Annotated in this window: 23 protein-coding genes; 5 read left to right on the top strand and 18 right to left on the bottom strand. The window is 69.5% G+C overall.

Going from position 1 to position 23,205, the window contains the following annotated elements:
* Positions 1-53: 53 nt before the first annotated feature.
* The 3 genes from C4F17_RS08715 to C4F17_RS08705 all read right to left on the bottom strand — a co-directional run bounded on the left by C4F17_RS08715 (position 54) and on the right by C4F17_RS08705 (position 4,026).
* Positions 54-1,127, bottom strand: a complete 1,074-nt coding sequence (locus C4F17_RS08715) for a lipocalin-like domain-containing protein (RefSeq protein WP_106934972.1) — start codon at positions 1,125-1,127, stop codon at positions 54-56.
* Positions 1,127-1,348 (bottom strand): hypothetical protein, encoded by a 222-nt coding sequence (locus C4F17_RS08710; protein WP_106934971.1) that lies wholly within the window; start codon positions 1,346-1,348, stop codon positions 1,127-1,129. The genes C4F17_RS08715 and C4F17_RS08710 overlap by 1 nt, the downstream gene beginning before the upstream one ends.
* Before the next feature lie 68 nt (positions 1,349-1,416).
* Entirely contained in the window at positions 1,417-4,026 is a 2,610-nt protein-coding gene (locus C4F17_RS08705; RefSeq protein WP_106934970.1) for an FtsX-like permease family protein, read from the bottom strand.
* An 80-nt stretch (positions 4,027-4,106) separates the two neighbouring features.
* Here C4F17_RS08705 and C4F17_RS08700 point away from each other — a divergent pair, with 80 nt between their 5' ends.
* Complete coding sequence (locus tag C4F17_RS08700; protein WP_106934969.1) at positions 4,107-5,561, top strand: serine hydrolase domain-containing protein; 1,455 nt, start codon at positions 4,107-4,109, stop codon at positions 5,559-5,561.
* Positions 5,562-5,574: 13 nt separating this feature from the next.
* Here C4F17_RS08700 and C4F17_RS08695 read toward each other — a convergent pair whose 3' ends face one another.
* Complete coding sequence (locus C4F17_RS08695) at positions 5,575-6,477, bottom strand: ADP-ribosylglycohydrolase family protein (protein WP_106934968.1); 903 nt, start codon at positions 6,475-6,477, stop codon at positions 5,575-5,577.
* Positions 6,474-7,034 (bottom strand): NADAR family protein, encoded by a 561-nt coding sequence (locus C4F17_RS08690; RefSeq protein ID WP_106934967.1) that lies wholly within the window; start codon positions 7,032-7,034, stop codon positions 6,474-6,476. The genes C4F17_RS08695 and C4F17_RS08690 overlap by 4 nt, the downstream gene beginning before the upstream one ends.
* A gap of 156 nt (positions 7,035-7,190) precedes the next feature.
* Here C4F17_RS08690 and C4F17_RS08685 point away from each other — a divergent pair, with 156 nt between their 5' ends.
* Positions 7,191-7,847, top strand: coding sequence for an NUDIX hydrolase (locus C4F17_RS08685; protein ID WP_234382860.1), 657 nt, complete (start codon positions 7,191-7,193; stop codon positions 7,845-7,847).
* Positions 7,848-7,853: 6 nt separating this feature from the next.
* On the opposite strand, the gene C4F17_RS08680 is transcribed toward C4F17_RS08685, so the two are convergent.
* From C4F17_RS08680 to C4F17_RS08660, 5 genes are all read right to left on the bottom strand, one after another.
* Positions 7,854-9,092 carry an RNA polymerase sigma factor gene (locus C4F17_RS08680; protein WP_106934965.1) on the bottom strand — a complete coding sequence of 413 codons (1,239 nt, stop codon included), beginning with the start codon at positions 9,090-9,092 and terminating at the stop codon, positions 7,854-7,856.
* Complete coding sequence (locus C4F17_RS08675; protein WP_106934964.1) at positions 9,092-9,454, bottom strand: YciI family protein; 363 nt, start codon at positions 9,452-9,454, stop codon at positions 9,092-9,094. The genes C4F17_RS08680 and C4F17_RS08675 overlap by 1 nt, the downstream gene beginning before the upstream one ends.
* A 163-nt stretch (positions 9,455-9,617) precedes the next feature.
* Positions 9,618-10,979, bottom strand: a complete 1,362-nt coding sequence (locus C4F17_RS08670; protein ID WP_106934963.1) for an NAD(P)H-dependent oxidoreductase — start codon at positions 10,977-10,979, stop codon at positions 9,618-9,620.
* Positions 10,980-10,983: 4 nt separating this feature from the next.
* Positions 10,984-11,859 (bottom strand): phytanoyl-CoA dioxygenase family protein, encoded by an 876-nt coding sequence (locus C4F17_RS08665; protein ID WP_081266610.1) that lies wholly within the window; start codon positions 11,857-11,859, stop codon positions 10,984-10,986.
* Entirely contained in the window at positions 11,856-12,563 is a 708-nt protein-coding gene (locus C4F17_RS08660) for a GntR family transcriptional regulator (protein ID WP_106934962.1), read from the bottom strand. The genes C4F17_RS08665 and C4F17_RS08660 overlap by 4 nt, the downstream gene beginning before the upstream one ends.
* 117 nt (positions 12,564-12,680) lie before the next feature.
* Here C4F17_RS08660 and C4F17_RS08655 point away from each other — a divergent pair, with 117 nt between their 5' ends.
* On the top strand, positions 12,681-13,640 hold the full coding sequence (locus C4F17_RS08655) for a threo-3-hydroxy-L-aspartate ammonia-lyase (protein WP_106934961.1): 960 nt from the start codon (positions 12,681-12,683) through the stop codon (positions 13,638-13,640).
* A 19-nt stretch (positions 13,641-13,659) separates the two neighbouring features.
* On the opposite strand, the gene C4F17_RS08650 is transcribed toward C4F17_RS08655, so the two are convergent.
* From C4F17_RS08650 to mutL, 4 genes are all read right to left on the bottom strand, one after another.
* The gene (locus tag C4F17_RS08650; protein ID WP_106934960.1) at positions 13,660-14,310 is read right to left on the bottom strand and encodes an ABC transporter ATP-binding protein; all 651 of its coding nucleotides are present in this window, start codon (positions 14,308-14,310) and stop codon (positions 13,660-13,662) included.
* Complete coding sequence (gene miaA, locus C4F17_RS08645; RefSeq protein WP_106934959.1) at positions 14,307-15,371, bottom strand: tRNA (adenosine(37)-N6)-dimethylallyltransferase MiaA; 1,065 nt, start codon at positions 15,369-15,371, stop codon at positions 14,307-14,309. The genes C4F17_RS08650 and miaA overlap by 4 nt, the downstream gene beginning before the upstream one ends.
* 81 nt (positions 15,372-15,452) lie before the next feature.
* Positions 15,453-16,424: an alpha/beta hydrolase gene (locus C4F17_RS08640; protein ID WP_081266761.1), complete on the bottom strand. Its 972-nt coding sequence runs from the start codon at positions 16,422-16,424 to the stop codon at positions 15,453-15,455.
* 192 nt (positions 16,425-16,616) lie between these two features.
* Positions 16,617-18,488 (bottom strand): DNA mismatch repair endonuclease MutL, encoded by a 1,872-nt coding sequence (mutL, locus tag C4F17_RS08635; RefSeq protein WP_106934957.1) that lies wholly within the window; start codon positions 18,486-18,488, stop codon positions 16,617-16,619.
* 85 nt (positions 18,489-18,573) lie between these two features.
* On the opposite strand from mutL, the gene C4F17_RS08630 reads away from it, so the two are divergent.
* On the top strand, positions 18,574-19,242 hold the full coding sequence (locus C4F17_RS08630) for a DedA family protein (RefSeq protein WP_106934956.1): 669 nt from the start codon (positions 18,574-18,576) through the stop codon (positions 19,240-19,242).
* An 81-nt stretch (positions 19,243-19,323) separates the two neighbouring features.
* On the opposite strand, the gene C4F17_RS08625 is transcribed toward C4F17_RS08630, so the two are convergent.
* The 3 genes from C4F17_RS08625 to tsaE form a co-directional block, all read right to left on the bottom strand.
* Complete coding sequence (locus C4F17_RS08625; RefSeq protein WP_081266617.1) at positions 19,324-19,611, bottom strand: glycine zipper domain-containing protein; 288 nt, start codon at positions 19,609-19,611, stop codon at positions 19,324-19,326.
* 153 nt (positions 19,612-19,764) lie between these two features.
* Entirely contained in the window at positions 19,765-21,255 is a 1,491-nt protein-coding gene (locus tag C4F17_RS08620; protein ID WP_106934955.1) for an N-acetylmuramoyl-L-alanine amidase, read from the bottom strand.
* Positions 21,252-21,758, bottom strand: a complete 507-nt coding sequence (gene tsaE, locus C4F17_RS08615) for a tRNA (adenosine(37)-N6)-threonylcarbamoyltransferase complex ATPase subunit type 1 TsaE (RefSeq protein ID WP_106937491.1) — start codon at positions 21,756-21,758, stop codon at positions 21,252-21,254. The genes C4F17_RS08620 and tsaE overlap by 4 nt, the downstream gene beginning before the upstream one ends.
* Here tsaE and queG point away from each other — a divergent pair.
* The gene (gene queG, locus C4F17_RS08610) at positions 21,744-22,817 is read left to right on the top strand and encodes a tRNA epoxyqueuosine(34) reductase QueG (RefSeq protein WP_081266620.1); all 1,074 of its coding nucleotides are present in this window, start codon (positions 21,744-21,746) and stop codon (positions 22,815-22,817) included. The genes tsaE and queG overlap by 15 nt on opposite strands.
* On the opposite strand, the gene arsC is transcribed toward queG, so the two are convergent.
* Complete coding sequence (gene arsC, locus C4F17_RS08605) at positions 22,814-23,203, bottom strand: arsenate reductase (glutaredoxin) (protein WP_106934954.1); 390 nt, start codon at positions 23,201-23,203, stop codon at positions 22,814-22,816. The genes queG and arsC overlap by 4 nt on opposite strands.
* Positions 23,204-23,205 lie beyond the last annotated feature (2 nt).

Below are 23,205 nucleotides of genomic sequence, written 5' to 3'. Positions count from 1 at the left end.
CCAACGCGGTCGGGAATGGTTCGGTTGTCGGTGGCTGTTCGCGGCTACAACAGTTACAGCTTCAGCGGCGCCGCGTAGCCCGTCATCTCGAGGTAGCCGCGCCCCACGCGCCGCCCCTGCGCGTCGAGCAGATCGCTCAGGCCTTCCCAATAGACGCCGCCGGTCGAGCCGCGGCTGTCCAGCTCCTGGTCGTCGAGCAGCGCGCGCACTTCGAAACCGCCCGCTGGCGTCTGGACGCGCCACTGCGTAGGGTATTTGGCCTGCGTGCGCGGGCTTTCCCACGTCTTGAGGCTGTCGAAGCGCACTTCGTCGTTCTTGAAGATGCGCGCCACGCCGTCGCGCGGACGGAACGAGCCGCCGGCCCACAGGGCGCTGCCGTCGGCGCGGCGCAGGTGGAACGCGGTGAGGGCGCTGCCGTCGTCGAGGTTCATGCCGATCCAGTCCCAGCCGACGGCCTCGGGGTGCATCAGCGCTTCGCTCCATTCGTGGTCCAGCCACGCGGCGCCGTTCACTTCGAAGGACTGGCCCTTGAGCGCCAGCTTGCCCTTAGCCTTGAGCTGAGGCTCGCTGTAGTAGTAGCTGGCCTGCGATTCTTCCGGCCCCTTGCGCGAAAGGCCGGCATTGCCTTGCAGCAGCACAGGCTGCGTCGGCGTGAAGCGCAGGTCGAGTGAAAACTCGCCGGCCGGAATTCGCGCGACATAGATGCCGCCTTCCCGCGCCAGCGACCAGTCGCGGATGCGCACGTCGGTGTCGGCCTCGCTGGCCTGCGCCACGCCGAAGCCCGCGCGTGCGATGCGCTGGTCGTGCAGCAGCACGCGGCCTTCGAGGTCGGTGACGGCCGCATGCGCGAACACGAGGTTCTTCGCGGCGAAGGCCGAGCGCATGCCCTGCGTGGCCTCGACGCGCGAACGGAAGAAGGTCACCTGGAAGCCGAACTCGCGTCCGGCCGCCGTCTTCGCATGACCGGTGATGTACCACCACTCGGTGTGCAGGTCGGGGTGGCTGCCGAAGTCGCGCGGGAACTGCAGCGTTCTGGGCGGCAGCGCCCACGCGGCGGGTGCGGCGCACAGGGCTGCCAGCAGCAGCGCGCGGCGCGACAGCAGGAAGGGCGAGGGAGCCATCGTCATCACGCAGCCGCTGGCGCGTCGACGTGTCGCTTGGCCGGCGCCATGTCGCCGGATGTGCTGCGCACCCACGCCACCGGAGCGAGGCTAGGCACTTCGACCATGCGATCGGCCAGCGTGCGTATGAAGCCGGGCTCCGCGCGCGGACGGCCGATGCCCTCGCTGCGGCGGATGGCGCTCTCGAGCCATGCGTTGCACGACGAGGAAGAGGGTGTTTGCTGCATATCGGCCTCAGTCTACAAGTCAGGGCTGGCGTGCGGCGTAGGCGACGGGAGCAAGCCGGCCCCTCCGCCTACCAGTCTTCCTTCACCGCCAGCACCACGTCCCGCCCGGCCGCAGCCCGCCCCGCGAGCCACGCGGTGACGGTGCCCGCCACCACCACCGCGCCGCACAGTCCCAGCAGCCGCAGCCACGGCACCAGCAGATCCATGCTCCAGTGGAAGCTCTGCGGGTTCACCACCTTCACCAGCACCACCGACACCGCCAGTCCCAGGCCTAGCCCCGCGACGGCGCCGATGGCGGTCCATGCGGCGCCTTCGCCGGCCACCACCGCCAGCACCTGGCGCCGCGTGAAGCCCAGGTGCGCGAGCAGCCCGAATTCCTTGCGCCGCGCCAGCACCTGCGCGCTGAAGCTGGCGGCAATGCCGAAAAGGCCGATGGCGATGGCCACCGCCTGCAGCCAGTAGGTCACGGCGAAGCTGCGGTCGAAGATGCGCAGCGAGGTCGTGCGGATCTGGCCTACCGACGCAATCTCCACCGACTCGGCGGAGCCGCCGGCCTGGCGCGCCGCCAGCTCGCGCACCTGCGTCTGCACCGCGCCTTCCGCCGCGCCGGGCGAAAGCCACAGCGCCACGTCGCTCACGTTGCGCTCGCCGGTGATGCGCTCGAAGTCTCGCGCTTCCATCGTGATGGCACCGAACTGCCGGGCGTAGTCGCGCCACACGCCAGCCACGAAGAACGATGGCGGTTGCCCTTGCGCAGTCGTGGTGGTGCCCATGGCGGCGGACAGCGGTGCGAACACCGTGCCCGGCTTCGCGCCGTACAGCTCGACCATCGGCTCGCTCACGTAGATGCCGACCTGCCCCTCGGGCACCGGCAGCGCGCTGCCAACCAGCGGCAGCGACTGGGTGGCGCCGCCTTCGAGGCTGCGCGCGATCAGCGTGACGGCGGGCCGCGTGGCATCGAGCTGCAGCGTCTGCGTGCGCAGCGTGCCGGTGCGCGCCACGCCGGGCAGCTGCGCCAGGGCCTGCACGAAGGCCGGAGGGAAGGTCGCGGTGTCGGTGCTGTTGCCGTTGCCCGCGTTGCCGCCGCGCCCGCCCGAGGTAGCGCGCACATACAGGTCGGCCGGCAGCACGACGTCGAGCCAGTGCGTGACCGAATCGCGGAAGCTCGCGACCATCACGGTCAGTGCGACCGCCAGGCTCAGGCTCGCGACCACGCCGCTCACTGCCACGGCCGCGGTGCCGCGCATGCGGCGTGCGCGCTCAATGGCCAGCATCGGCAGCAGTCGCTGCGCGAACGCCGGCGCGATGCGGTCGTACAGCAGCGCGATGAGCCAGGGCAGGGCGGTGATGCCGCCCACCAGCAGGCAGGCCACCGACAGGTACGCCGCCACCGGAATGCCGCCGATGGCCGGCACATTGGCCAGCACCGCACCCAGCCCGATCAGCCCCAGCGCGAGCCAGTGGCTGTTGCCCCGCGCGGGTGCCGCGCCCAGCCCCTTGAGCGTCTGCGCCTCGGGCAGCGCCTGCGCCGCGCGCGCGGGCCACCAGCCACCGACCAGCGCGGCCAGCACGCCCAGCCCGCCATAGAGCGCCGCGGCGCCCGTACTCCAGTGCAGCTTGGGCGCGACGCCTTCGAAATACCCACCGCCCAGGTCGCCGCCGAGCACGCGCAGCGCGAAGGCCGCGAGCGCGGTGCCCAGCGCGAGCCCCGCCGCGCTGCCGATCAGGCCCAGCACCAGCGATTCGGCCAGCACCAGCCGCAGCCGTTCGCGCGGGGTGAGGCCCAGCACGCCGAGCAGCGCGAACTGCTGCGCGCGCTTGGCCACGCTGAGCGCCAGCACCGAGAACACGAGGAACGCGCCGGTGAACAGCGCGACCAGCGCCAGCACCGTGAGGTTCACGCGGTAGGCGCGCGAGAGGTTGCTCACGCGCTCCGCCGCGTCGCCCGGTTCCGCGAACTGCACCCCTGCCGGCCAGCCCGGCGATTGCCGCAGCGAGGCCATGAAAGCCGCCCGGTCGGTGCCGGGCGCGAGCCGCAGGTCGATGCGGCTGAGCTGCCCCACCTGGCCGAACAGCTCCTGCGCGGCGGCGATGTCCATCACCGCGAGTGCCGTGCCGCCTGCGGCCACATGGCCGGCCACGTCGAGCCGTTGCCACGCGTCGCCGCTGCGCAGTTGCACCGTCTCGGCCGCGCCGCCGGCCGATTGCGCCGGCAGGCCCAGCGCGGTGCGGGCCGCGTTGTTGAGGAACACATGGCCGGGCGCGAACAGCGCGAAGCGGTCGGCGCCGGCCTCGGCCTGAGGCATCAGCGCGGGCGCGATGGTCGGCAGCACCAGCGCATCGACGCCGATCACGCGCATCGGCACCTGTCGCTCGCCTGCGGCCAGCGCCAAGCCCTGGAACTCCAGCACCGGGCTGGCAAGCGTGACCTGCGGCTGCTGCGCGATGCGCGCGAACACGGCCTCGTCGAAGCCGCCCTGCACGGCGCGCACCTCGAGGTCGGGCTGGCCGTTGACCGAGCGCACTGCGCTGGAGAACTCGTCGAGTGCCGAAGCGTTGATCAGCTGCACCGAGAACGCCAGCGCCACGCCCAGCATCACCGCCAGCACGGCGGCCGCGTTGCGCCAGGGGTGGTGGCGGAGTTCCTGCCATGAGAAGGTCGTGAGCAATGCGCGCATGCGCCGATTGTCGCGGCGCGCACGTTGTTACACAGGCGTGGCACGATGGCACCTCTTCGACGAAGCTGAGGAACCTCACGATGCGGCTGTTGCCCCGCGCCATGATCCGCGCCACGACCCGCGCCAGTCCCTGCCGCTGGCTCGCGGCCTGGCTCCTCGCACCGCTGCTGGCCGGCACCGCCGCCGCGCAACCGCAGCCGCAGCCGCTGACGCTGGCCAGCGATCCGGCCTTCATCGCCAAGGCCGCGCTCGGCGCGGAGCGCGGCACGCTGGTGGTCGGCACGCTGCGCAACGGCAAGCCCGCCTACGGCGCGGCCTACAACCCCGAGCCGCCGTCGCCGCCGCGCCCCATCGAGCCCAACAGCGCGGAGCAGCCGATGTTCGAGATCGGCTCCGTCACCAAGGTCTTCACCGGCCTGCTGCTGGCGCAGGCGGTGGAGCGCGGCGACCTCAAGCTCGACGACACCGTGGGCAAGCTGCTCGCGGGCAAGGTGCAAGGGCTGTCGCCCGCCGTGGCCTCGGTCACGCTGCGCCAGTTGGTCACCCACACCGGCTGCATGCCCGTGATGGCCGACGGCGTGAGCGGTGGCGCGCCGCTGGCGGAGCAGTTCCGCAGCTTCGACAAGCCGATGTTCTGGGCCGCGCTCACGCGCATCAAGCTCACGGCCGCGGCGCCCCCCTGCGAGGGCGCGTACAGCAACTTCGGCATGGCGCTGCTCGGCCAGTTGCTGGCGGAGCACTACGGCACCTCGTGGGGCGAACTGGTGCGCGCGCGCATCACCGAGCCGCTGGGCATGAACGACACCGTCATCACGCTCGGCGACAAGGCTTCGCGCATGGCGCCGGCCTTTGCCGGCGACCGCCGCCAGCCGCTGTTCGACATGCAGGCCTATGCGCCTGCCAGCGCGCTGCGCTCCACCGCCGCCGACATGATGACCTTCAGCCGAGCCATCATCGCGGGCGCCGGCGGCCCGCTGGGGCCGGCCGCCGCGCGCATGCTCACGCCACTGGCGCGCTATGAGGGCGCCGAGATCGGCTACGCGGTGATGGTGCGCGGCCCCGAGGGAGGCCGCCGCACCTACTGGCACGCCGGCCTCACCGAGGGCTACCGCACGCTCTGGCTGATCGCGCCCGACACCAACGAGGCGATCGTCGTGCTCGGCAGCAACGCGCGCGCGCCGCTGCAGCCGGTGATGCTGGCCATCGGCAAGAGCCGCTACCCGGTGCCGACGGCCGAGGTGCCGCTCGACCCGCAGCGGCTGGACGACTACAAGGGCGAGTTCCGCATCAGCAAGGCCAAGGCGCTGAGCTTCACCGTGCGCGGCGCGAAGCTGCTGGTGCGCGAGACGGGGCGCGGCTACAACGCGCTGACGCCCACGGGCGCCGATCGCTTTGCCGTGGTGGGCATCGGCGCGCAGTTCGTGTTCCGGCGCGACGCGGCGAACGCGGTGGTCGCCGTGTCGCTGACGCAAGGGGGCAGCCAGCTCGATGCGCGGCGCGAGGGCGCTGCGGCGGCGGTGCCGTTGCAGCAGTGACCGCGCGCGCCGCTCAGCCGGCCAGCGCCAGAAGCTGGTCTGCCATCTGCTCGATATCTTCTCGCATCACCAGCGGGCGTAGCCAGTCAGCCGGAATGGCGCTGGCGCCGTAGAAGGCACCCGCCAGCTGGCCGCAGATTGCCGCGGTGGTGTCGGCGTCGTCGCCCAGGTTGGTGGCGGCGAGCACGGCTTCCTCGAACGACCGCGTGTGCGCGAAGCACCAGAGCGCCGCTTCGAGCGACTCGACACAGTAGCCCGATCCCTTGATGCGATCGATGGGCTTCGATGCGTAGTCGCCGCGCGCGAGCGCCATGACCTTGTCGCTCAAGGGCGTCAGCGGCTTTGTCGAAAGAATCGCTTCCTTGCTTTCACCGCGCAATGCCGAGCGCAACTGCAGCGCGAAGAGCTGCGAGCACTCGATGGCCTCCAGGGCGCCGTGCGTGGTGCGCGTGCTTTCTCCGGCCTGCTTCCAGGTGGCCTGCGCGCTGGCCGCGTAGAACATCGGCACCGGTGCGAGCCGCATCAAGGCGCCGTTGCCGGCCGTGCGCGGATCGGGGTCGCCCGCGAACGGATCGCCGGACGCGAGATAGCTGGCGAGGGCGCCCGACACCGTGAGGCCGATGTCGAAGCAGTTGCCGGTGCTGCTCATGTAGCCCACGCTGCGCCAGTTGCAGTAGCGGTTCATCTGGTCGGCAGCATCGAAGCCCTTGCAGTGGATCAGGCTCGCGGCCAGGCACAACGCCATCGAGGTGTCGTCGGTCCATTCGCCGGCAACTAGCCCGAACGGGCCGCCACCCTGCATGCCCGTCACGGGCGTGAAGCTGCCGCGCGCGCGGAACTCGACCGTGGTGCCCACGGCGTCGCCGCAGGCCAGGCCGAGCAGGCAGCCGCGGTAGCGGTCGATGCCGTTGTTCATGGCGTCTGCCTCAAAGCATCGCGCGCGGCCATCAAGGCAAAGCCCAGCAGGTTGAGGCCCTTCCATTCGCGCGGGTCTTGCGCCGCGGGGTCGGTCGCGGCGCGTCCGATGCCCCAGATGGGATCGACCGGGCTGGCTTCCACCAGCACCTGATGGCCCGTGCCCAGCAGGAAGGCACCGAGCGCCGGGTTCTGCGCGAACTTGGCGATGTTGCCGCGCGTCACGATGTCCAGGCGAGCGGCCACCCATGCGGCTTCGTCGAAGTTGCGGATCTCGCGGCCCAGCTTCTTGGCTTCGGCGGGCGTGCGCGCCGCGAGGATGCGTTCGCAGGTCTCGGCGTCGCCGAACAGGCGCGCCTTGCCCGCCATCATGAAATGCTCGGCGGTGCGATAGCGGATGCCGTCGACGATGAACTCCGCCTCGAACCATTGGCTGAAGCAGCTCTTGTCGACGCCGATCTTCGGTGCCTGGTGGCCCCAGAACAGCAGATATTCGGGGCGGTGGCCCTGTGCGAAGTACGCGGGCAGGTCTCGAGGGCTGCGGGGTGTCGTGGTCATTTTTCTATTCTTCTTTCATGAGTTGCTCTGTGCAACTAATTGAGGGTTGTATAGTACAACTAACAAATCCGGCGTCAAGCCTTTCCCGTGAACACACCCAAGCCGAACTTCCCGCCGCTGACTTTTCCCCGCCCGCTGGTCACGGTCGACGTGGTGATGTTCACCGTGCTCGACGACGCCCTGCAGGTCCTGCTGGTGAAGCGGCCAGCCGACAGCGACGAGCCTTTTCCCGGCAGGTGGGCGCTGCCGGGCGGCTTCGTGAACATCGACGAAGACGCCACGCTGCTCGGCTGCGCCCTGCGCAAGCTGCGCGAGAAGACCGGCGTGGTCACGCCCTACCTCGAGCAGCTCGGCAGCTGGGGCGGTGCGCAGCGCGACCCGCGCGGCTGGTCGGCCACGCACTGCTTCTATGCGCTGGTTCCTGCGCAGGCAATGCAATTGCGCAGCGGCGCCAACGCGTCGGATGTGACGTGGTTCGAGGTCGGTGCCGCTTCGCGCAAGCGGCTGGCCTTCGATCACGGCGAGCTGCTCGAGGCGGCCGTCGCCCGGCTGCGCGGCAAGGTCGAATACACCTCGCTGCCGGCCTTCCTGCTCGAAGAGCCTTTCACGCTGCCCGCGCTCCAGCGTGTCTACGAAGTGGTGCTGGGCCGCGACGTCGACAAGAGCGCGTTCCGCAAGCGCATGCTCGACGGCGGGTTCATGGAAGAGGCCGGCATGGTCACGGGCAGCCTGGGCCGGCCGGCCATGAGCTACCGGCTGCGCGATCGCTCGCAGGCGGCATTGTTTCCGCGCACCTTCAACAGCACGAAGTAGGGCCGCTCAGAGCCGCTGCGACATCGCGTTGAGATAGGCCCGCACCACCGCGCTGGTGCTCAGGCCGATGGCCCGGTCGTATGCCTGCCGCGCCGCCGCGCGTGCGCCGCCGGCAGCCAGCAGATGGGCACGCGCGGCCCAGAACGGTTGATAGTTGGTGACGTCGGCCGCGGGAATCGCATCGAGCGCCTGCAAACCAGTCTCAGGTCCGCGCGCATTGGCGAGCGCGCAGGCAAGGCTGACCTGCGCGCCGATGCTGGGGCGCAAGGCCAGCAGGCCCTGGTACAGCGACACCAGGGTTTCGGGCGGCACGGGCGCGCCGGCGCGGCGTTCGCAATGCGCCGACTGGATGGCCGCCTCCAGCTGGTAGGCACCCAGCGACTGCATCGACGAGGCCTGCCGCAGGTGGTGCTCGGCCTCGGCCAGCAACTCGTGGTTCCAGCGCGTGATGTCCTGCTGGTCGAGCGGCACGTACGCACCGGCATCGTTGCGGCGTGCGGCGGTGCGCGCCTCGCAGAACAGCATGAGCGCGAGCAGGCCCAGCGGCTCGGGTTCGCGCGGCATCAGCTTGCACAGGATGCGGGCCAGGTCGATGGCCTCGGCCGTCAGGTTGCGCGGAATCGCATCGGCGCCGTCCACGTCGTCCCAGCCTGTGCCGTAGGCGGCGTAGATGCCGTCGAGCACGTCCTGCAGCCGCTGCGGCAGTTCGCGCGCCTGCGGGTATTCGAAGGGAATGCCGGCGGCGCGAATGCGTGCCTTGGCGCGCACCAGGCGCTGGCCGAGAGTAGAAGGCGATGTCAGGAAGGCGCCGGCCATGCGCGCCGCGTCGAGGCCGAGCACGGTCTGCAGCATCAGCGGCGCGCGCGCCGGCGCGTCGATGGCCGGGTGCGCGCAGACGAAGAGCAGGCGCAGCCGCTCGTCGGGCACGACCGCGCCGTCGTTGGCGCTGTCGATGTCGTCGACCTCGCCCGCCAGCAGCATCAGCGCCTGCGTGGCCTCGTCCTGCACGCGGGTGTGGCGCCAGGCGTCGAGCTTGCGGTGCCGCGCGACGCTCAGCAGCCAGGCGTCGGGCCGAGCCGGTATGCCGTCGGCCGGCCAACGCTCGAGCGCACGCGCGAAAGCGTCCGCCAGAGCGTCCTCCGACGCGGCGATGTCGTGCGTGCGGGCCGACAGGATGGCCAGCAGCCGCCCGTATGAATCGCGCGCCGCACGTTCGGCGGCCTGGTGAGCCCCCGGGTCTTTCATCATGCGGCGACGGCGGTGGCCACGAACACGGGCCTCACTTCGACGCCGCCGCTGGTCGCGCAGGGCGCGCGCGCCGCCCATTCGAGCGCCGCGTCGAGGTCGGGCACGTCGATCAAGAAGTACCCGCCGAGCTGCTCCTTGGTGTCGGCGAAGGGGCCGTCCTGCACCTGGCGCTTGTCGCCGCGCACGCGCAGGGTGGTGCCGGTCATGGGCGGGAACAGGCCGTGGCCGCCGAGCGAGATGCCGGCCTGGCGCACCGCGTCGGCATAGGCGACCCAGCTGGCGCGGTAGGCCTGGGAGGAGGCGTCGTCGCGTTGTTCGAATTCGGCCGCGGGTTGGTAGAACATCAACATGTACTGCATGGTGTCTCTCCGTCATGGAAAAGCTGTGCAGAGCAGGATCGCTCACCACAATGACGGCCTGCGTGCGGCCATTTCGACACGCCGTGGCGCGCCGGGGCAAATATTTTTTCCGTTATGGCGCGCGGGTGCAATGCAGCATTTGGCATTCACCCGCGCTGGGCGCTCACGCCACCCGCGCTTCCACCGCCGGTGCGAACATGCCTTCCATTTCGCCGCGAAGCTTGTACGCAGCGGTCGAAGTGTCGATGGCCACGTCGGCCCAACTCAGGCTCTGGCCCTTCTTCACCGGACGCAGCAGGCGGATGCCGTGCGCCAGCCCGAGCGGCAGGCCGCCCATGCGCAGCGAGCGGCCGGCCGGCAGCAGCTTGCCCCAAACCGTGTAGCCGCCTTCGCCGTCGAGCACCTCGCCCACCGCGAGATCGCGCTTGGCGGTGGCCACCACGTCGGCGTTCCAGCAGGTGGCGGCACCGGTGGGCTCGCCGCGCAGCGCCACGCTGGCCACCGACATGCCCACCTCCAGGCCGATCAGGTGCCAGCGCTTGTACAGCGTGAAGTAGCGCCCGCTCGGGTCGGTGTGGGCGTTGTACTCCTCGAAGCAGTTCTTGATGTACTCGGTCTCGGCCTCGACCGTGACCCACACGCCCATGCGGATGTCGTAGGGGATCTTGCGCCCGTCGGCCTCCAGCGATGAGACCACCTCCACCATGCCCTTGCGCTCGAGCACGCCGCCTTCGCTCCTGGGCCGCGTGACGAAGGGAATGTCTTCCACGCTCGCGGGCGGGTAGAGCAGGCCGTCGGAAGGCACCGTGAGCCCGGTGGCGTTGGCCACCGCCGAGCTTTCTATTGATGGCTTGGAGCCGTCGAGAAAGCTGTTGAACATCTTCGGGTTGAGCCCGCCGCGCTTCGCCTGCTCGGGCGTGAGGCCGTAGTTGCCCCACACCGTCTCGGGCGTCGATTCGGTGAAGTGCGGCAGCCACTTGTGGCCGCGCCCGGCGGCCACCACCGGAAAGCCGCAGGTGCGGGCCCAGTCGACCAGGTCGCAGATCAGCGCCGGCTGGTCGCCGAAGGCCAGCGAATAGACCACGCCGGCCTGCTGCGCCCTGCGTGCGAGCAGCGGGCCGCAGAAGGCGTCGGCCTCCACGGTCACGTTCACCACGTGCTTGCCGTGCGCGAAGGCGTCCAGGCAGTGGTCCACCGCCGCGATGGGGTTGCCGGTGCACTCGACCACGATGTCGATGGACGGCTCGCGCGTCACTGCCTGCCAGTCGTCGGTGATCCAGGTGGTGCCGTGCTTCAGCGCTTCCTGCACGGATGAGGCCGCGGCACGTTCGCGCTGCCAGCCCACGCGCTCCAGGTTGACGCGGGCCGCATCCGGCGAGAGGTCGGCAATCGCCACCAGTTGCACGCCGGGCGTGCGAGGAATCTGCGCGAGATACATGGCGCCGAACTTGCCGGCCCCTATGAGGCCGATGCGCACGGGGCGGCCTTCGGCGGCGCGCTGCTGCAGGCGGTTGTGCAGGCTCATGGGGTCAGGCCTCCGCGGTGTCGAGCACGTCCAGCGAGGTGCGCAGCGCGCTCTCGGGCAGGCCGTTCTTCCATGGCACTTCCACCGGATAGGGCTTCAACAGGCAGTCGTCGGGCAGCATCTCGATGGGCGTGAAGTCGCGGTGCGCGATGTACTCGGGCCGCTTGTGGCGCCGGATGTGGTTGCTGACCGCGCACAGGCTCAGGTACACAGCCACGCGGTTGAAGGGCGACAGATTGCTGCCCGAGGCATGCACCAGGCAGCTGTGGAAAAGAATCATCGAGCCCGCCGGCCCCTTCGGCGAAACGATGCCGCCGCGCTTGCCGCCGGCACGGTCGACCAGCTGGCGGATCAGATCGTTGTCGACCGTCCACAGCGGGTAGCTGGTGGTGGTCAGGTCATGCTTCGCATCGACCACGCCCTTGCGGTGGCTGCCCGGTATGAACATCAGCGGGCCGTTGTGCTCGTTCACGTCGTCCAGGAAGATCGCGACGTTCATCGCGCGCTCGGTGGGCATCAGGTCGTCGTTGAGCCAGGTGCCGTAGTCCTGGTGCCACTGCCACACGTCGCCTTCGAAGGCCATCTTGCCGTTGATTTTGAACTGGTGCATGTAGACCTCTTCCTCGAACAGGTCGGTCACCGGTCCCACCATGCGCGGGTGGCGCGCCAGCCGCGCGAAGGGCTCGCTGATGAGGTGCGCGGCAAAGTTCGTGCGAACCGCGTCGGAGCCTTTCTCGCGCACGTTGAAGGCTTCGCGCCTGCTGTAGAGGTCCGGCACCGCGTCGGTCAGCACCTTCGTCTCTTCGGCAGAGAAATGGCCGGGGAAGAACAGATAGCCGTCGCGCTCGAACTGCGCGCGTTGCTCCGGGGTCAGCTTCATGCCTTGTCTCCTTTTCTGGTCGGTGGGGTCATGGATGCGGCGCGCGCCTGTTGCTGCGCGAGCCGCTCGCTCAGTGCCTCGCTGGCCCGCGAGACATGTTCTTCGCTCAGGCGCGCGGCACGGTCGGCGTTGCCGCCGGCAATGGCCGCGGCAATTGCCTCGTGCTCGTCCCACAGCGATTCGCGCTGCGGCTCGGCCTGCAGCACCGCGCCCATCGCGCGGCGCAGGTGGCGCCAGTGCGGATCGGCGCTCTGGCCGATCAGCGGGTTGCCCGAGGCCTCGTATATGGCCTGGTGGAAGGCCACGTCGGCATCGAGCATGGCTTCCACATTGCGCCCGCGCGCCGCGCGACGGCCGCGCTCGATGAGCTTCGGATCGATGCGAAAGCGCTGCTGCGCCGCGAGCCGCGCGGCCAGCGCATCGAGCGCGCCGCGCACCTGGTAGACCTTGCGCATCGCCTCGGCCTCCAGCGGCGCAACCAGCACGCCGCGGCCCGGCGCGTCGAGCACGAAGCCATCTTTCTTCAGCAGCCGCAGCGCCTGCAGCACCGGCTGGCGCGACACCGACAGGCGCTGCGCGATGTCTTCCTGCGTGATGCGCTCGCCCGGCGCGAGCGTGCCGCTGCTGATGGCGCCGAGCAGGGCGCGGTAGACCTGGTCGACGAGGTCGGGGGCGGCTTCGATGCTGACGAGCTGGGCTGGCATGGACGGGCTCCGGGTCTGAACTCTGTATACAGAGTACAAACTTCAGGGCGGCCGCGCATACCGGGTTTTTACCCATCGGACCTGCAAAAGATGGCAAGCCGCCGCTAAGCTCGGCGCATGCAACTACCGACCTACGACGACGTCATTGCCGCTGCACAGCGGCTCGAGGGCCGTGCCCATCGCACCCCCGTGCTGCGCTCGACCACCGCCGACGAGCGCTGGGGCGCGAGCTTCTTCTTCAAGTGCGAGAACTTCCAGCGCATGGGCGCCTTCAAGTTCCGCGGCGCGTTCAATGCGCTTTCCAGGTTCGACGCGGCGCAGCGCAAGGGCGGCGTGATCGCCTTCTCGTCGGGCAACCATGCGCAGGCCATCGCGCTGTCGGCCCGACTGCTGTCGATGCCCGCCGTGATCGTGATGCCCAAGGACGCGCCCGCCGCCAAGGTCGCGGCCACGCAGGGCTACGGCGCCGAAGTGGTGATGTACGACCGCTTCACCGAAGACCGCGAGGCACTGACCAAACGGCTCGCGCAGGAGCGCGGCATGACGATGATTCCGCCCTACGACCACCCCGACGTGCTCACCGGCCAAGGCACGGCGGTGAAGGAACTGATCGAGGAGACCGGTCCGCTCGACCATCTGTTCGTGTGCCTCGGCGGCGGCGGGCTGCTGTCGGGCTCCGCGCTGTCGGCGCGCGCACTCGCGCCGAACTGCAAGGTCTACGGCGTCGAACCCGAGGCAGGCAACGACGGCCAGCAGTCGTTCCGCGCGGGCAGGATCGTGCACATCGAAACGCCCAAGACCATCGCCGACGGCGCGCAGACGCAGCACCTGGGCGAGTACACCTTCGGCATCATCCGCCGCGACGTGGATGACATCTTCACCGTGACCGACGCGCAGCTCGTCGACGCCATGCGCTTCTTCGCCGAGCGCATGAAGATGGTGGTGGAGCCGACTGGCTGCCTCGCCTTTGCGGGCGCCATTGCGGCGGGCAAGGCCATCGCCGGCCAGCGCGTGGGCATCGTGATCAGCGGCGGCAACGTCGACCTGTCGCGCTACGCGACTTTCATCGCGCCTTGATCTGCTGCAGAAGGGCTCGTCAGGCGCGGATGCCGCTGGCCGTGAGATGCAGCAGGCGGTCCGCACGGGCCGCCGCGCTCTCGGAGTGAGTGACCAGCACCAGCGACGCACCATGCTCGCGCGTCTGGCCGATCAGCAGTTCCATCACCTTGGCGGCGGTGGCCGGATCGAGGTTGCCCGTGGGCTCGTCGGCCAGCAGCAGGGCGGGGCGGTGCACCAGCGCGCGGGCGATGGCCACGCGCTGCAGCTGGCCCCCCGACAGCGTCTGCGGCAGCCGCGCGCCCATGCCGGGCAGGCCGACTGCTTCGAGCATGTGCGCCACGCGGCCGTCGTCGCGCTGCTGGCCCAGCAGCATCAGCGGCAGCGACACGTTCTGCGCAACGTCCAAGTGCGGCAGCACATGGAAGGCCTGGAACACGAAACCCACGTGGCGGCGGCGCCAGAGCGCGCAGGCTTCGCCGTCGAGCGCGCCGATGTCGGTACCGTCGTGCGTGACCGTGCCCTTGTCCCAGCTGTCGAGGCCGGCCATGCAGTTGAGCAAGGTCGATTTGCCGACGCCCGATTCGCCGACGATGGCGACGAATTCGCCGGGCTCGACGGCGAGTGTCACGTTCTCGAAGACGGGCGATTCACCGTAGTGCTTGCCGAGGTTGGAAATACGCAGCGTCATCCGGGGCTCTTTTGGCTCTTGGGGCTGTTGGGGGTCATGGCCTTTGCAATCAGTTGAACGGCGTTCTGCACCGCGTAGGGTGCGTCGCAGGCAATCACGGTGCGCTGCGGCATGCTGCGCAGCCAGGTGACCTGCCGCTTCGCGAGCTGGCGCGTGGCGGCGATGCCGCGTTCGCGCAGGTCGGCCATGGCCCGGGCGTCGGGTTGCGACGTGCCGCACGCGTCGAGCGTTTCCCACGCCTGTCGGTAGCCGACGCAGCGCATCGAGGGCAGGTCGGTCGAGAGGTCGCCGCGCGCGCGCAGCGCCTTGACCTCATCGAGGAAGCCGGCCGCCAGCATCGCGTCGAAGCGCTCGGCAATGCGCTTGTGCAGCCACGCGCGGTCGGCGGGCTCGAGCGAGAACAGCACGCCGCCGTCGACGGGCCTGGCAGTCTTGTTGTCGCTCGCATGAAAGCTCGACAGGGGCTGCCCGCTGCTTTCCCACACCTCGAGCGCGCGCTGGATGCGCTGGCTGTCCTGCGGAGCGAGCCGTGCCGCCGTGACCGGGTCGACCTGCGCGAGCCGCGCGTGCATGGCGGGCCAGCCTAGCGTGGCCGCCTCGGTGTCGATGCGCGCGCGCACGGCGGCATCGGCTGCCGGCATGGCGTCGATGCCGTCGAACAGCGCCTTGAAATACAGCATGGTGCCGCCCACCAGCAGCGGCAGCGCGCCGCGCGCGCGGATCTCGCCGATGAGCCGCGTGGCGTCGGCCACGAAGGCGGCGGCGCTGTAGCTTTCATGCGGATCGAGGATGTCGATCAGGTGGTGCGGCACGGCGGCGCGCTCTACGGCGGTGGGCTTGGCGGTGCCGATGTCCATGCCGCGGTAGACCAGCGCCGAATCGACGCTGACGATCTCCACCGGGCGGACCATCGCCATGGCCAGCGCCACCGCTGTCTTGCCGGATGCGGTGGGGCCGGCAAGTGCGACATAGCGCGGTGAATCGGGAAGGGTCGCGGCGCCCGGCGATGCCGGGGAGGCAGCCGCGTTGGCCGCGGCGGCCGGGGGGAAGCTGGGAGACATGATGCGCCGAGGGTAGCAAATGGCGCGGGGGCGTCGGCGCCGCGGGGCTTGCCCGCGCACGCCTTTGCACGGAACTGTCGCTCAGATGGCCGCTGGCACCGGTGCAGGCGCGGCACCGCGCACGTCTTGCGCGGTGGGCGCATTGGCTGGCGGTGCGAGCCGGGGTGTCGGGCGGGCCGGGCCGCCATTGCTGGCGAGCGTGGCCTCCGGCTTCATGCGGAACAGTTGCGCCAGCGCCGCGCGGTACTGCGACTCGCCAACCGAGTTGGTGTCGTGGTGCGAGCCGCCCTCGACCAGCACGAAGAGTTTAGGCACCGTGGCCGCGTCATACAGCTTGCGGCCCAGCGTCGGGTTGATCAGGCTGTCGGCCGTGCCATGCACGACCAGCAGCGGCGCGGAGATGTTCTTGACCGTGTTGATTGCCTCGAATCGCTGGGTAATGAAGGGGCCGAATGGCAGCCAACCCCACTTGAAGCCGCTCACCACGTCGGCGATCGAGGTGAAGGTGCTTTCCACGATCACGCCGCTCTCGTCGTTCACGTGGGCCGCCAGGTCGATGCCGATGGCGCCGCCGAGCGAATGGCCGAATATGTAACGGTGTTGCTTGGGATGGCGCGCGGCCAGCCAGGTCCAGGCGGCGCGGGCGTCTTCGCGGGCCGATTCCTCGGAGGGCAGGCCCTTGGAGCTCTTCCCGAAGCCGCGGTAGTCGATGGCCAGCACCGAGAAGCCCAGCTCGTGCATGCGCTGGATGCGCGGTGCCGAGCCGGCGACGTTGTAGCGGGCGCCGTGCAGGTACAGGAGCACGGGCGTGTCGGTCGTCTCGGGCTTGCCGCCCAGCCACAGGCCGTGCAGGCGCGCGGGCTCGCCGGTAAGGGAGGACTGGAAGTCGATCCACACGTCTTCCATGCCCTGGGCCATGGAAGCTGTATTGCCCCAGCTGCGGTCGCTGGGCTGGAAGATCCACTGGCGCTGCTGTTCGTCGAGCGTCGAGCAACCCGCCGCCAGCAGGGCGCAAAGCGAAAAGACTGACGCGAGGAGGGTCCAGCGTTTCATCATGAGGTTGAGGGACAGCGAAGTCGGCGGAAAAGTTCACCTGCGTTGGCCGCGGCGTGCCGACATCGCGCCGCGGTTAACTCCCTGAAACAACGCTCGCAGGCGCTTTGTGGAGCCTATGCAACGTGCGTGCCCGGAACGCGGATGACCGCCCGAACCCCTCGAAAACCCTCTGAAAGGCGCTTTCCGGGGCTATCGGCCGCGCATGAACAGCGAATCCAGCTCGCGGATGGATAGCTGCCGCCAGGTGGGTCGGCCGTGGTTGCACTGGTCGGAACGCTCGGTCGCTTCCATCTGGCGTAACAGTGCGTTCATTTCGTCGATGGTGAGCTTGCGGTTGGCCCGAACGGCGCCGTGGCAGGCCATGGTGGAGAGCAATTCGTTCTGGGCACGCTGCACAACGGTGCTTGCGTCGTGCTGGCCCAGCTCGGCCAGCACGCTGCGCGCCAGCTCCACCGGGTCGCCGTCGGCCAGCGTTCCGGGTACCGCGCGCACCGCAAGCGTGCGCGGCGAGAACGGCGTGATCTCCAGCCCCAGCGTCGGCAGCACCGACGCGCAGGCTTCGGCCGTGGCCACTTCCTGCGGCGTGGCCGCGAAGGTGGCGGGAATCAGCAGCGGCTGGCTGGTGATGGCCGCGCCGTCGAGCTGGGTCTTGAGCCGCTCGTAGACGATGCGCTCGTGCGCCGCGTGCATGTCGACCACCACCAGGCCCTGGCTGTTCTCGGCCAGGATGTAGATGCCCTGCAGCTGGGCCAGCGCGCGGCCCAGGGGCCAGGCCTCGTCGTTGGTCGCCGTCGGCGCCGGCGCTGCAGCGGGAGCGACCGCCGACAGGCCGAGTCCGGCCGGCGGACGAAAGGCTGTTTCAGTCCGTGGCTGGTCGTCGGAGCGATCGGCGCGCTGCTGGGGCCACAGCGCTTCGAAATCCCCGGCGCCGCGTTCCTGAGCTACGAAATTGATAGCAGGCTGGGCCCAGCTGGCGTTCGGTGGCAGCGGTGTCTGCCTGAAGAAGGGCTGCGGCGGGCCGGATGCGGCCACGGCGTCGCCGGCGCGCGGCGCCGCCAGCGCGTCCTCGATGGCATGGCGCACCGCCTGGTGGATCTCGCGCCCGTCGCGGAAGCGCACCTCGATCTTGGTGGGATGCACGTTCACGTCGACCCGCGACGGATCGATCTCGAGGTAGAGCGCGTAGATCGGCTGGCGGTGGCCGTGCAGCACGTCTTCATATGCGCTGCGCACGGCATGCGACAGCACCTTGTCGCGCACGAAGCGGCCGTTGACGTAGAAGAACTGCTGGTCGCCGCGTGAGCGGGCCGCATCGGGAATGCCGGCACGGCCGACCACGCGCACCGGACCGCCGACGCGGTCGACCGCCACGCTCTGCGCCACGAAATCGTCGCTCAGCGCATCGGCCAGCCGCTGCTCGCGGACCTCGGCCGCGCGCCATTGCTCCACCAGCTTGCCGTCGTGCCAGATCGAGAAGCCCACCTCGGGCCGCGCCAGCGCATGGCGGCGCACCGCCTCGATGCAATGGGCGAGTTCCGTGGCGTCGGTCTTCAGGAACTTGCGGCGCGCGGGGGTCGCGAAGAACAGCTCGCGCACCTCGACCGTGGTGCCGGTGGAGCGGGCCACCGGCCGCAGTTCGCCGGTGCGGCCGTCCAGGGCGAAGGCCGTGTCGGCGCCGGCAAAGCGCGAAAGGATGCTGAGTTCGGCGATCGCGTTGATGGCCGCGAGCGCCTCGCCGCGAAAGCCCATCGTGCCGACCGTTTCCAGGTCGTTGAGGCTCGCGATCTTGCTGGTGGCATGGCGGCGCAGGGCCACGGTGAGTTCTTCGCGCGGAATGCCCATGCCGTCGTCCTCGACGGAGATCAGCCGCACGCCGCCCGAGGCCAGCCGCACCGTGATCTGGCGGGCGCCCGCATCGAGCGCGTTGTCCAGCAGTTCGCGCACCACCGAGGCGGGCCGCTCGACCACTTCTCCGGCGGCGATCTGGCTGATCAGCTCGTCGGGCAGTTCCCGGATGGGGCGGCGTTCGGTGGGAAGGGGAGAGGTTGGGAGGGCACTCACCGAGCCATTTTAGGAGGCGTGCCGCGCTGCCCGATGTTGGGGTGATTCAGGGGGCGTTCGGGTTGAGCAAGGATAATCCGCGCCCATGGAAATCATCAGCTTTCTCGTCGACTTCATCCTGCATGTCGACAAGCACCTCGAGCAGTTCGTCATCGCCTACGGTCCGTGGGTCTATGCGCTGCTCTTCCTGATCGTGTTCGTGGAGACCGGCGCGGTGGTGATGCCGTTCCTGCCCGGCGACTCGCTGCTGTTCATCGTCGGCGCGCTGTGCGGCGCGGGACTCATGAGCTATCCGCTGGCGTGCGGCATCCTGATTGTGGCGGCCATCCTGGGCGACCAGTGCAACTATTCGATCGGCCGCTACTTCGGACCGAAGGTGTTCCAGTGGGAGAGTTCGCGATTCTTCAACCGCAAGGCCTTCGACCAGGCGCATGGCTTCTACGAACGCTATGGCGGCATCACCATCGTGCTCGCGCGCTTCATGCCCTTCATTCGCACCTTCGCGCCCTTCGTTGCCGGCGTAGCGGAGATGAACCGCGGCAAGTTCACGGCATACAACGTCGCCGGCGCGCTGATCTGGGTGCTGGGCATCGCGACCGCCGGCTACTTCTTCGGCAACCTGCCGTTCGTGCGGCAGCATCTCGACAAGATCATCTGGGCGCTGATCTTCATTCCGGGCCTGCTCGCCATCTTCGGCGCATGGCGCGCTTCCAAGGCCGAGAAGGCGCGCGCAGCGCAGTTGCCCGCGGCCTGATCCGCGATCAATTCACCCGAGCAGAAACAGAAAAGCGCGCCACGAGGGCGCGCTTTTTTTCATCACTGGGCCTGAACCTGATCAGTAGTTCGGGCCGTTGCCAGGGTAGTAGCCGCTGCCGCTCGGGTAGCGCTGCTGGTTGTAGTAGTTGCGTTCGTCGGCATTGCGGCCCACCTGGTTGCCGATGATGCCGCCGATGGCTGCACCGCCGACGGTGGCTGCCGTGTTGCCGCCGATGGCATTGCCCACCAGCGCACCGCCTACCGCACCCACACCAGTTCCGAGGTTCTGGTTGGGGCCGCTTGCGCAACCCGCGATAGCCATGACGGAAGTGGCTGCAGCCGCTGCGATCCAGAGTCGTGTCTTCATGATGTGCACCTTTCAAGGAGTGATGAGCCATCATGTCCAGGTTGCGCTTTGGCACGGTGTAGGAGTCTGCCGCGCCTCCCTGTGCGCTGTCACGGGCCGCCCCGCGTGGGACAGCAGGGCATGCTTTGGCTTTACAAAAGCCCCGCCTGCGGCTCAGAGCTGGCGGCTGCGCGCAAGCGGCGGGTTCTGTGCAAAGTAGCGCTGGATGCCGCGCATCAGCGCATCGGCCAGGCTTTCCTGGTAGTCGACGCGGCGCAGGTTCGCTTCTTCTTCCGGGTTGCTGATGAAGGCGGTTTCGACCAGCACGCTGGGAATGTCTGGCGCCTTCAGCACCGCGAAGCCGGCCTGCTCGACCTGCCCCTTGTGCAGCCGCGCGCCGATGTTCTTGATCTCGCCGAGCATGGCGCCGCCGAGCTTGAGGCTGTCGTTGATCTGCGCGGTCGTGCTCATGTCGAGCAGGGCGCGCTGCACCTGCGCCTCATGGCCGCCCACGTTGACGCCGCCGACCTTGTCTGCTTCGTTTTCCTTGTTGGCCATCCAGCGCGCGGCGCTGCTCGACGCACCGCTCTGGCTCAGCGCGAACACGCTGGCACCGCGCGCGGCGGGCGTGGTGAAGGCGTCGGCATGGATGCTCACGAACAGGTCGGCCTGCACGCGCCGGGCCTTCTGCACGCGCACGCCCAGCGGCACGAAGAAGTCGGCGTCGCGCGTGAGAAACGCGCGCATCGGGCTGCCGTTCACGCTGCCCGCGTTGATGCGTTCGCGCAGGCGGTGCGCAACCTGCAGCACGATGTCTTTTTCGCGCGTGCCGCTGGGGCCGATGGCGCCGGGGTCTTCGCCGCCGTGGCCGGGATCGAGCGCCACGATGATGATGCGGTCGGTGCGGCTCGCCGTGGCGGTGCCGCCGCGGGGCGCGGCCACCGGCGGTGGCGATGCGGGTGGCGCCAACGGCCTGACGGGCGCGGTGCCCACCACAGGTGGCGGCGGCGCGGAGATCACCGGCGCCTGCGGGCGATCGTTGCCCGCCACCACGGCTGGCGGCGGCGTCTGCGGGCCGGGGCGCATGGCCTGCTGCGCCATCAGGTCGCCGAGCGGGTCGCCCGCCGGCGCGGTCGGGTTCGAGGGCACGATGCCGGCCACGGGCGGGTTGCTGCCCTGTGGTGCGCGGGGCGCGTCGCGCAGGCGCTCCGCGATCAGCGCTTCCATCGGGTCGACGGCCTGCTCGGGGTACAGGTCGAGCACAAGGCGGTGCTTGTACGCGGCCACTGGAGCGAGCGAGAACACCTGCGGCACCACGGCCTGCTTCAGGTCGAACACGATGCGCACCACCTTCGGCGCGTTCTGCCCGACACGCAGGCCGTTGATGTACGGGTCGCCCGGCTTGATCTTGCCGACCAGCTCGCGCAGTTCGGGGTTGAGGTCGATGCCCTCGATGTCGACCGCGAGCCGCGGCGGGCTGCCCACCACGAGCTGTTGCGAATTGAGGCGCGCGTCGGACTCGATGGTCACGCGGGTGTAGTCGGCGGCGGGCCATACGCGCACCGCGAGGATGGTCGCGCCGCGCGCGATCTGGTGCACGCCGAGCATCAGCGCGATGCTGCCGCCCTGCAGAAGCACGCGCCGTTTCAGGCCGACCGCCTTCATGCGGCGATGCTCGCCAGCAGATCGCTGCCGCGAGGGGTGTTCGCGAGGAGGGTCACGCTGCGTGTGTCGTCAGTCATTGCTTCTATTTTAATAGCGAGGTCGGCAACTGGTGTGCGGCCCGCGGCGTTGTCGGGCCATTCGGCCAGCTTGAGGCCCGGCCCCGCGAAGATGTCGCGGAAACCGGCGTCGTCCCATTCGCGCGGGTCGGCGAAGCGATAGAAGTCGAAATGGAAGATCTGCAGGCCGTCGGGCGCATCGTGCGGCTCGACCACCGCGTAGGTGGGGCTCTTGATGCGCCCCGCGATGCCGAGCGCGCGCAGCAGGTGCCGAACGAAAGTCGTCTTGCCGGCACCGAGGTCGCCGTGCAGCGCGATGAAGGCGTCGCGCAACGCGGGCGATGCGGCGAGCGCCTGCGCGAAAGCGGCGGTGTCGTCTTCGCTGCGCCAGCGCAGGGTGCGGGTGCTCGTTTGCGTTTCTACAATCGGCAAGTGATCGTCAGCCATCCACTCGTTGTTCGTATTCAGGCTTTGGCCCGGGAACTCGGATTCTCCCAAATCGGAATCGCGGGCGTCGATTTATCGAGCGCCGAGGACGGTCTGATGCAGTGGCTGGCCCATGGGTTCCATGGCGAGATGCAATACATGGCAACACACGGCACCCGCCGCGCCCGGCCGGCCGAACTGGTGCCGGGCACGGTGAGCGTGATCACCGCGCGCATGAACTACCTGCCGCGCGACACCGCCCCCGAGTGGCAGGCCGTCGAGTTCGACCGCCTCACGCGGCCCGGCGAAGCCATCGTGTCGGTCTATGCGCGGGGCAGGGACTATCACAAGGTGCTGCGCAACCGGCTCGCGAAGCTGGCGGAACGCATCGCCGAAGAGGTCGGGCCCTTCGGCCACCGCGCCTTCACCGACTCGGCCCCGGTGCTCGAGGCGGAGTTGGCCTCGCGCAGCGGGCAGGGCTGGCGCGGCAAGCACACGCTGGTGCTCGACCGCGACGCGGGCTCGATGTTCTTCCTGGGCGAGATCTACGTCGATATGGCGCTGCCGCCGAGCGAACCCGTGACCGCGCATTGCGGCAGTTGCAGCGCATGCATCGACGTGTGCCCGACGCAGGCCATCGTGGCGCCCCGGAGGCTCGACGCGCGGCGCTGCATTTCCTACCTCACCATCGAGCACGGCGGCGCCATTCCGCTGGAGTTGCGCCCGTTGATGGGCAACCGCATCTACGGCTGCGACGACTGCCAGCTGATCTGCCCCTGGAACAAGTTCGCGAAGAAGAGCGAGCTGCCCGATTTCGACGCGCGCGAAGGGCTCACCGGGCGCTCGCTGGCGGAGCTTTTCGCATGGACCGAGGCCGACTTCCTGCGCCGCACCGAAGGCAGCCCGATCCGCCGCATCGGCCATGAGCGCTGGTTGCGCAACATTGCGGTGGCGCTGGGCAATGCGGTGCGCGCGGGCGAAGACGGCGCAAAGGAAGCGCTCGCCACGCGCGCGGAGCACCCCAGCGAGCTCGTGCGCGAGCACGTGGCGTGGGGCCTCGGGCAGGAAGTGCCCGCCTAGCTTTTCTTCGCGGGCAGGATCTCTTCCACGCGCTGCCACGGCTGGCACATCAACGTGCCGCGCGGCGACACCACGATGGGCCGCTGCAGCAGGATGGGGTGCGCCACGATGGCGTCGAACAGCTGGTCGTCGCTCAGTTTCTCGTCGGCCAATCCGAGCTCTTCGTAGGGCGCTTCCTTGGTACGCAGCAGGTCGCGCGCGCCCAGGCCCATGGCCTTGGCCAGCTCGCGCAGCTTCTTCTTGCCCGGCGGGGTTTCCAGGTAGAGAACGATCTCGGGCTCCACGCCGCTTTCGCGGATCAGCTGCAGCACGTTGCGCGACGTGCTGCAGTTGGGCTTGTGGTAGATCGTCATCGGATAGTCGGTGGTGGGGGGGCGAGCGGTCATGG

Origin of the sequence: Variovorax sp. PMC12, from assembly GCF_003019815.1 — a bacterium.
Taxonomy (GTDB): domain Bacteria; phylum Pseudomonadota; class Gammaproteobacteria; order Burkholderiales; family Burkholderiaceae_C; genus Variovorax.
Note: the sequence above shows the minus strand (reverse complement) of the source record. Positions and strands in the feature narration are given on the sequence as shown.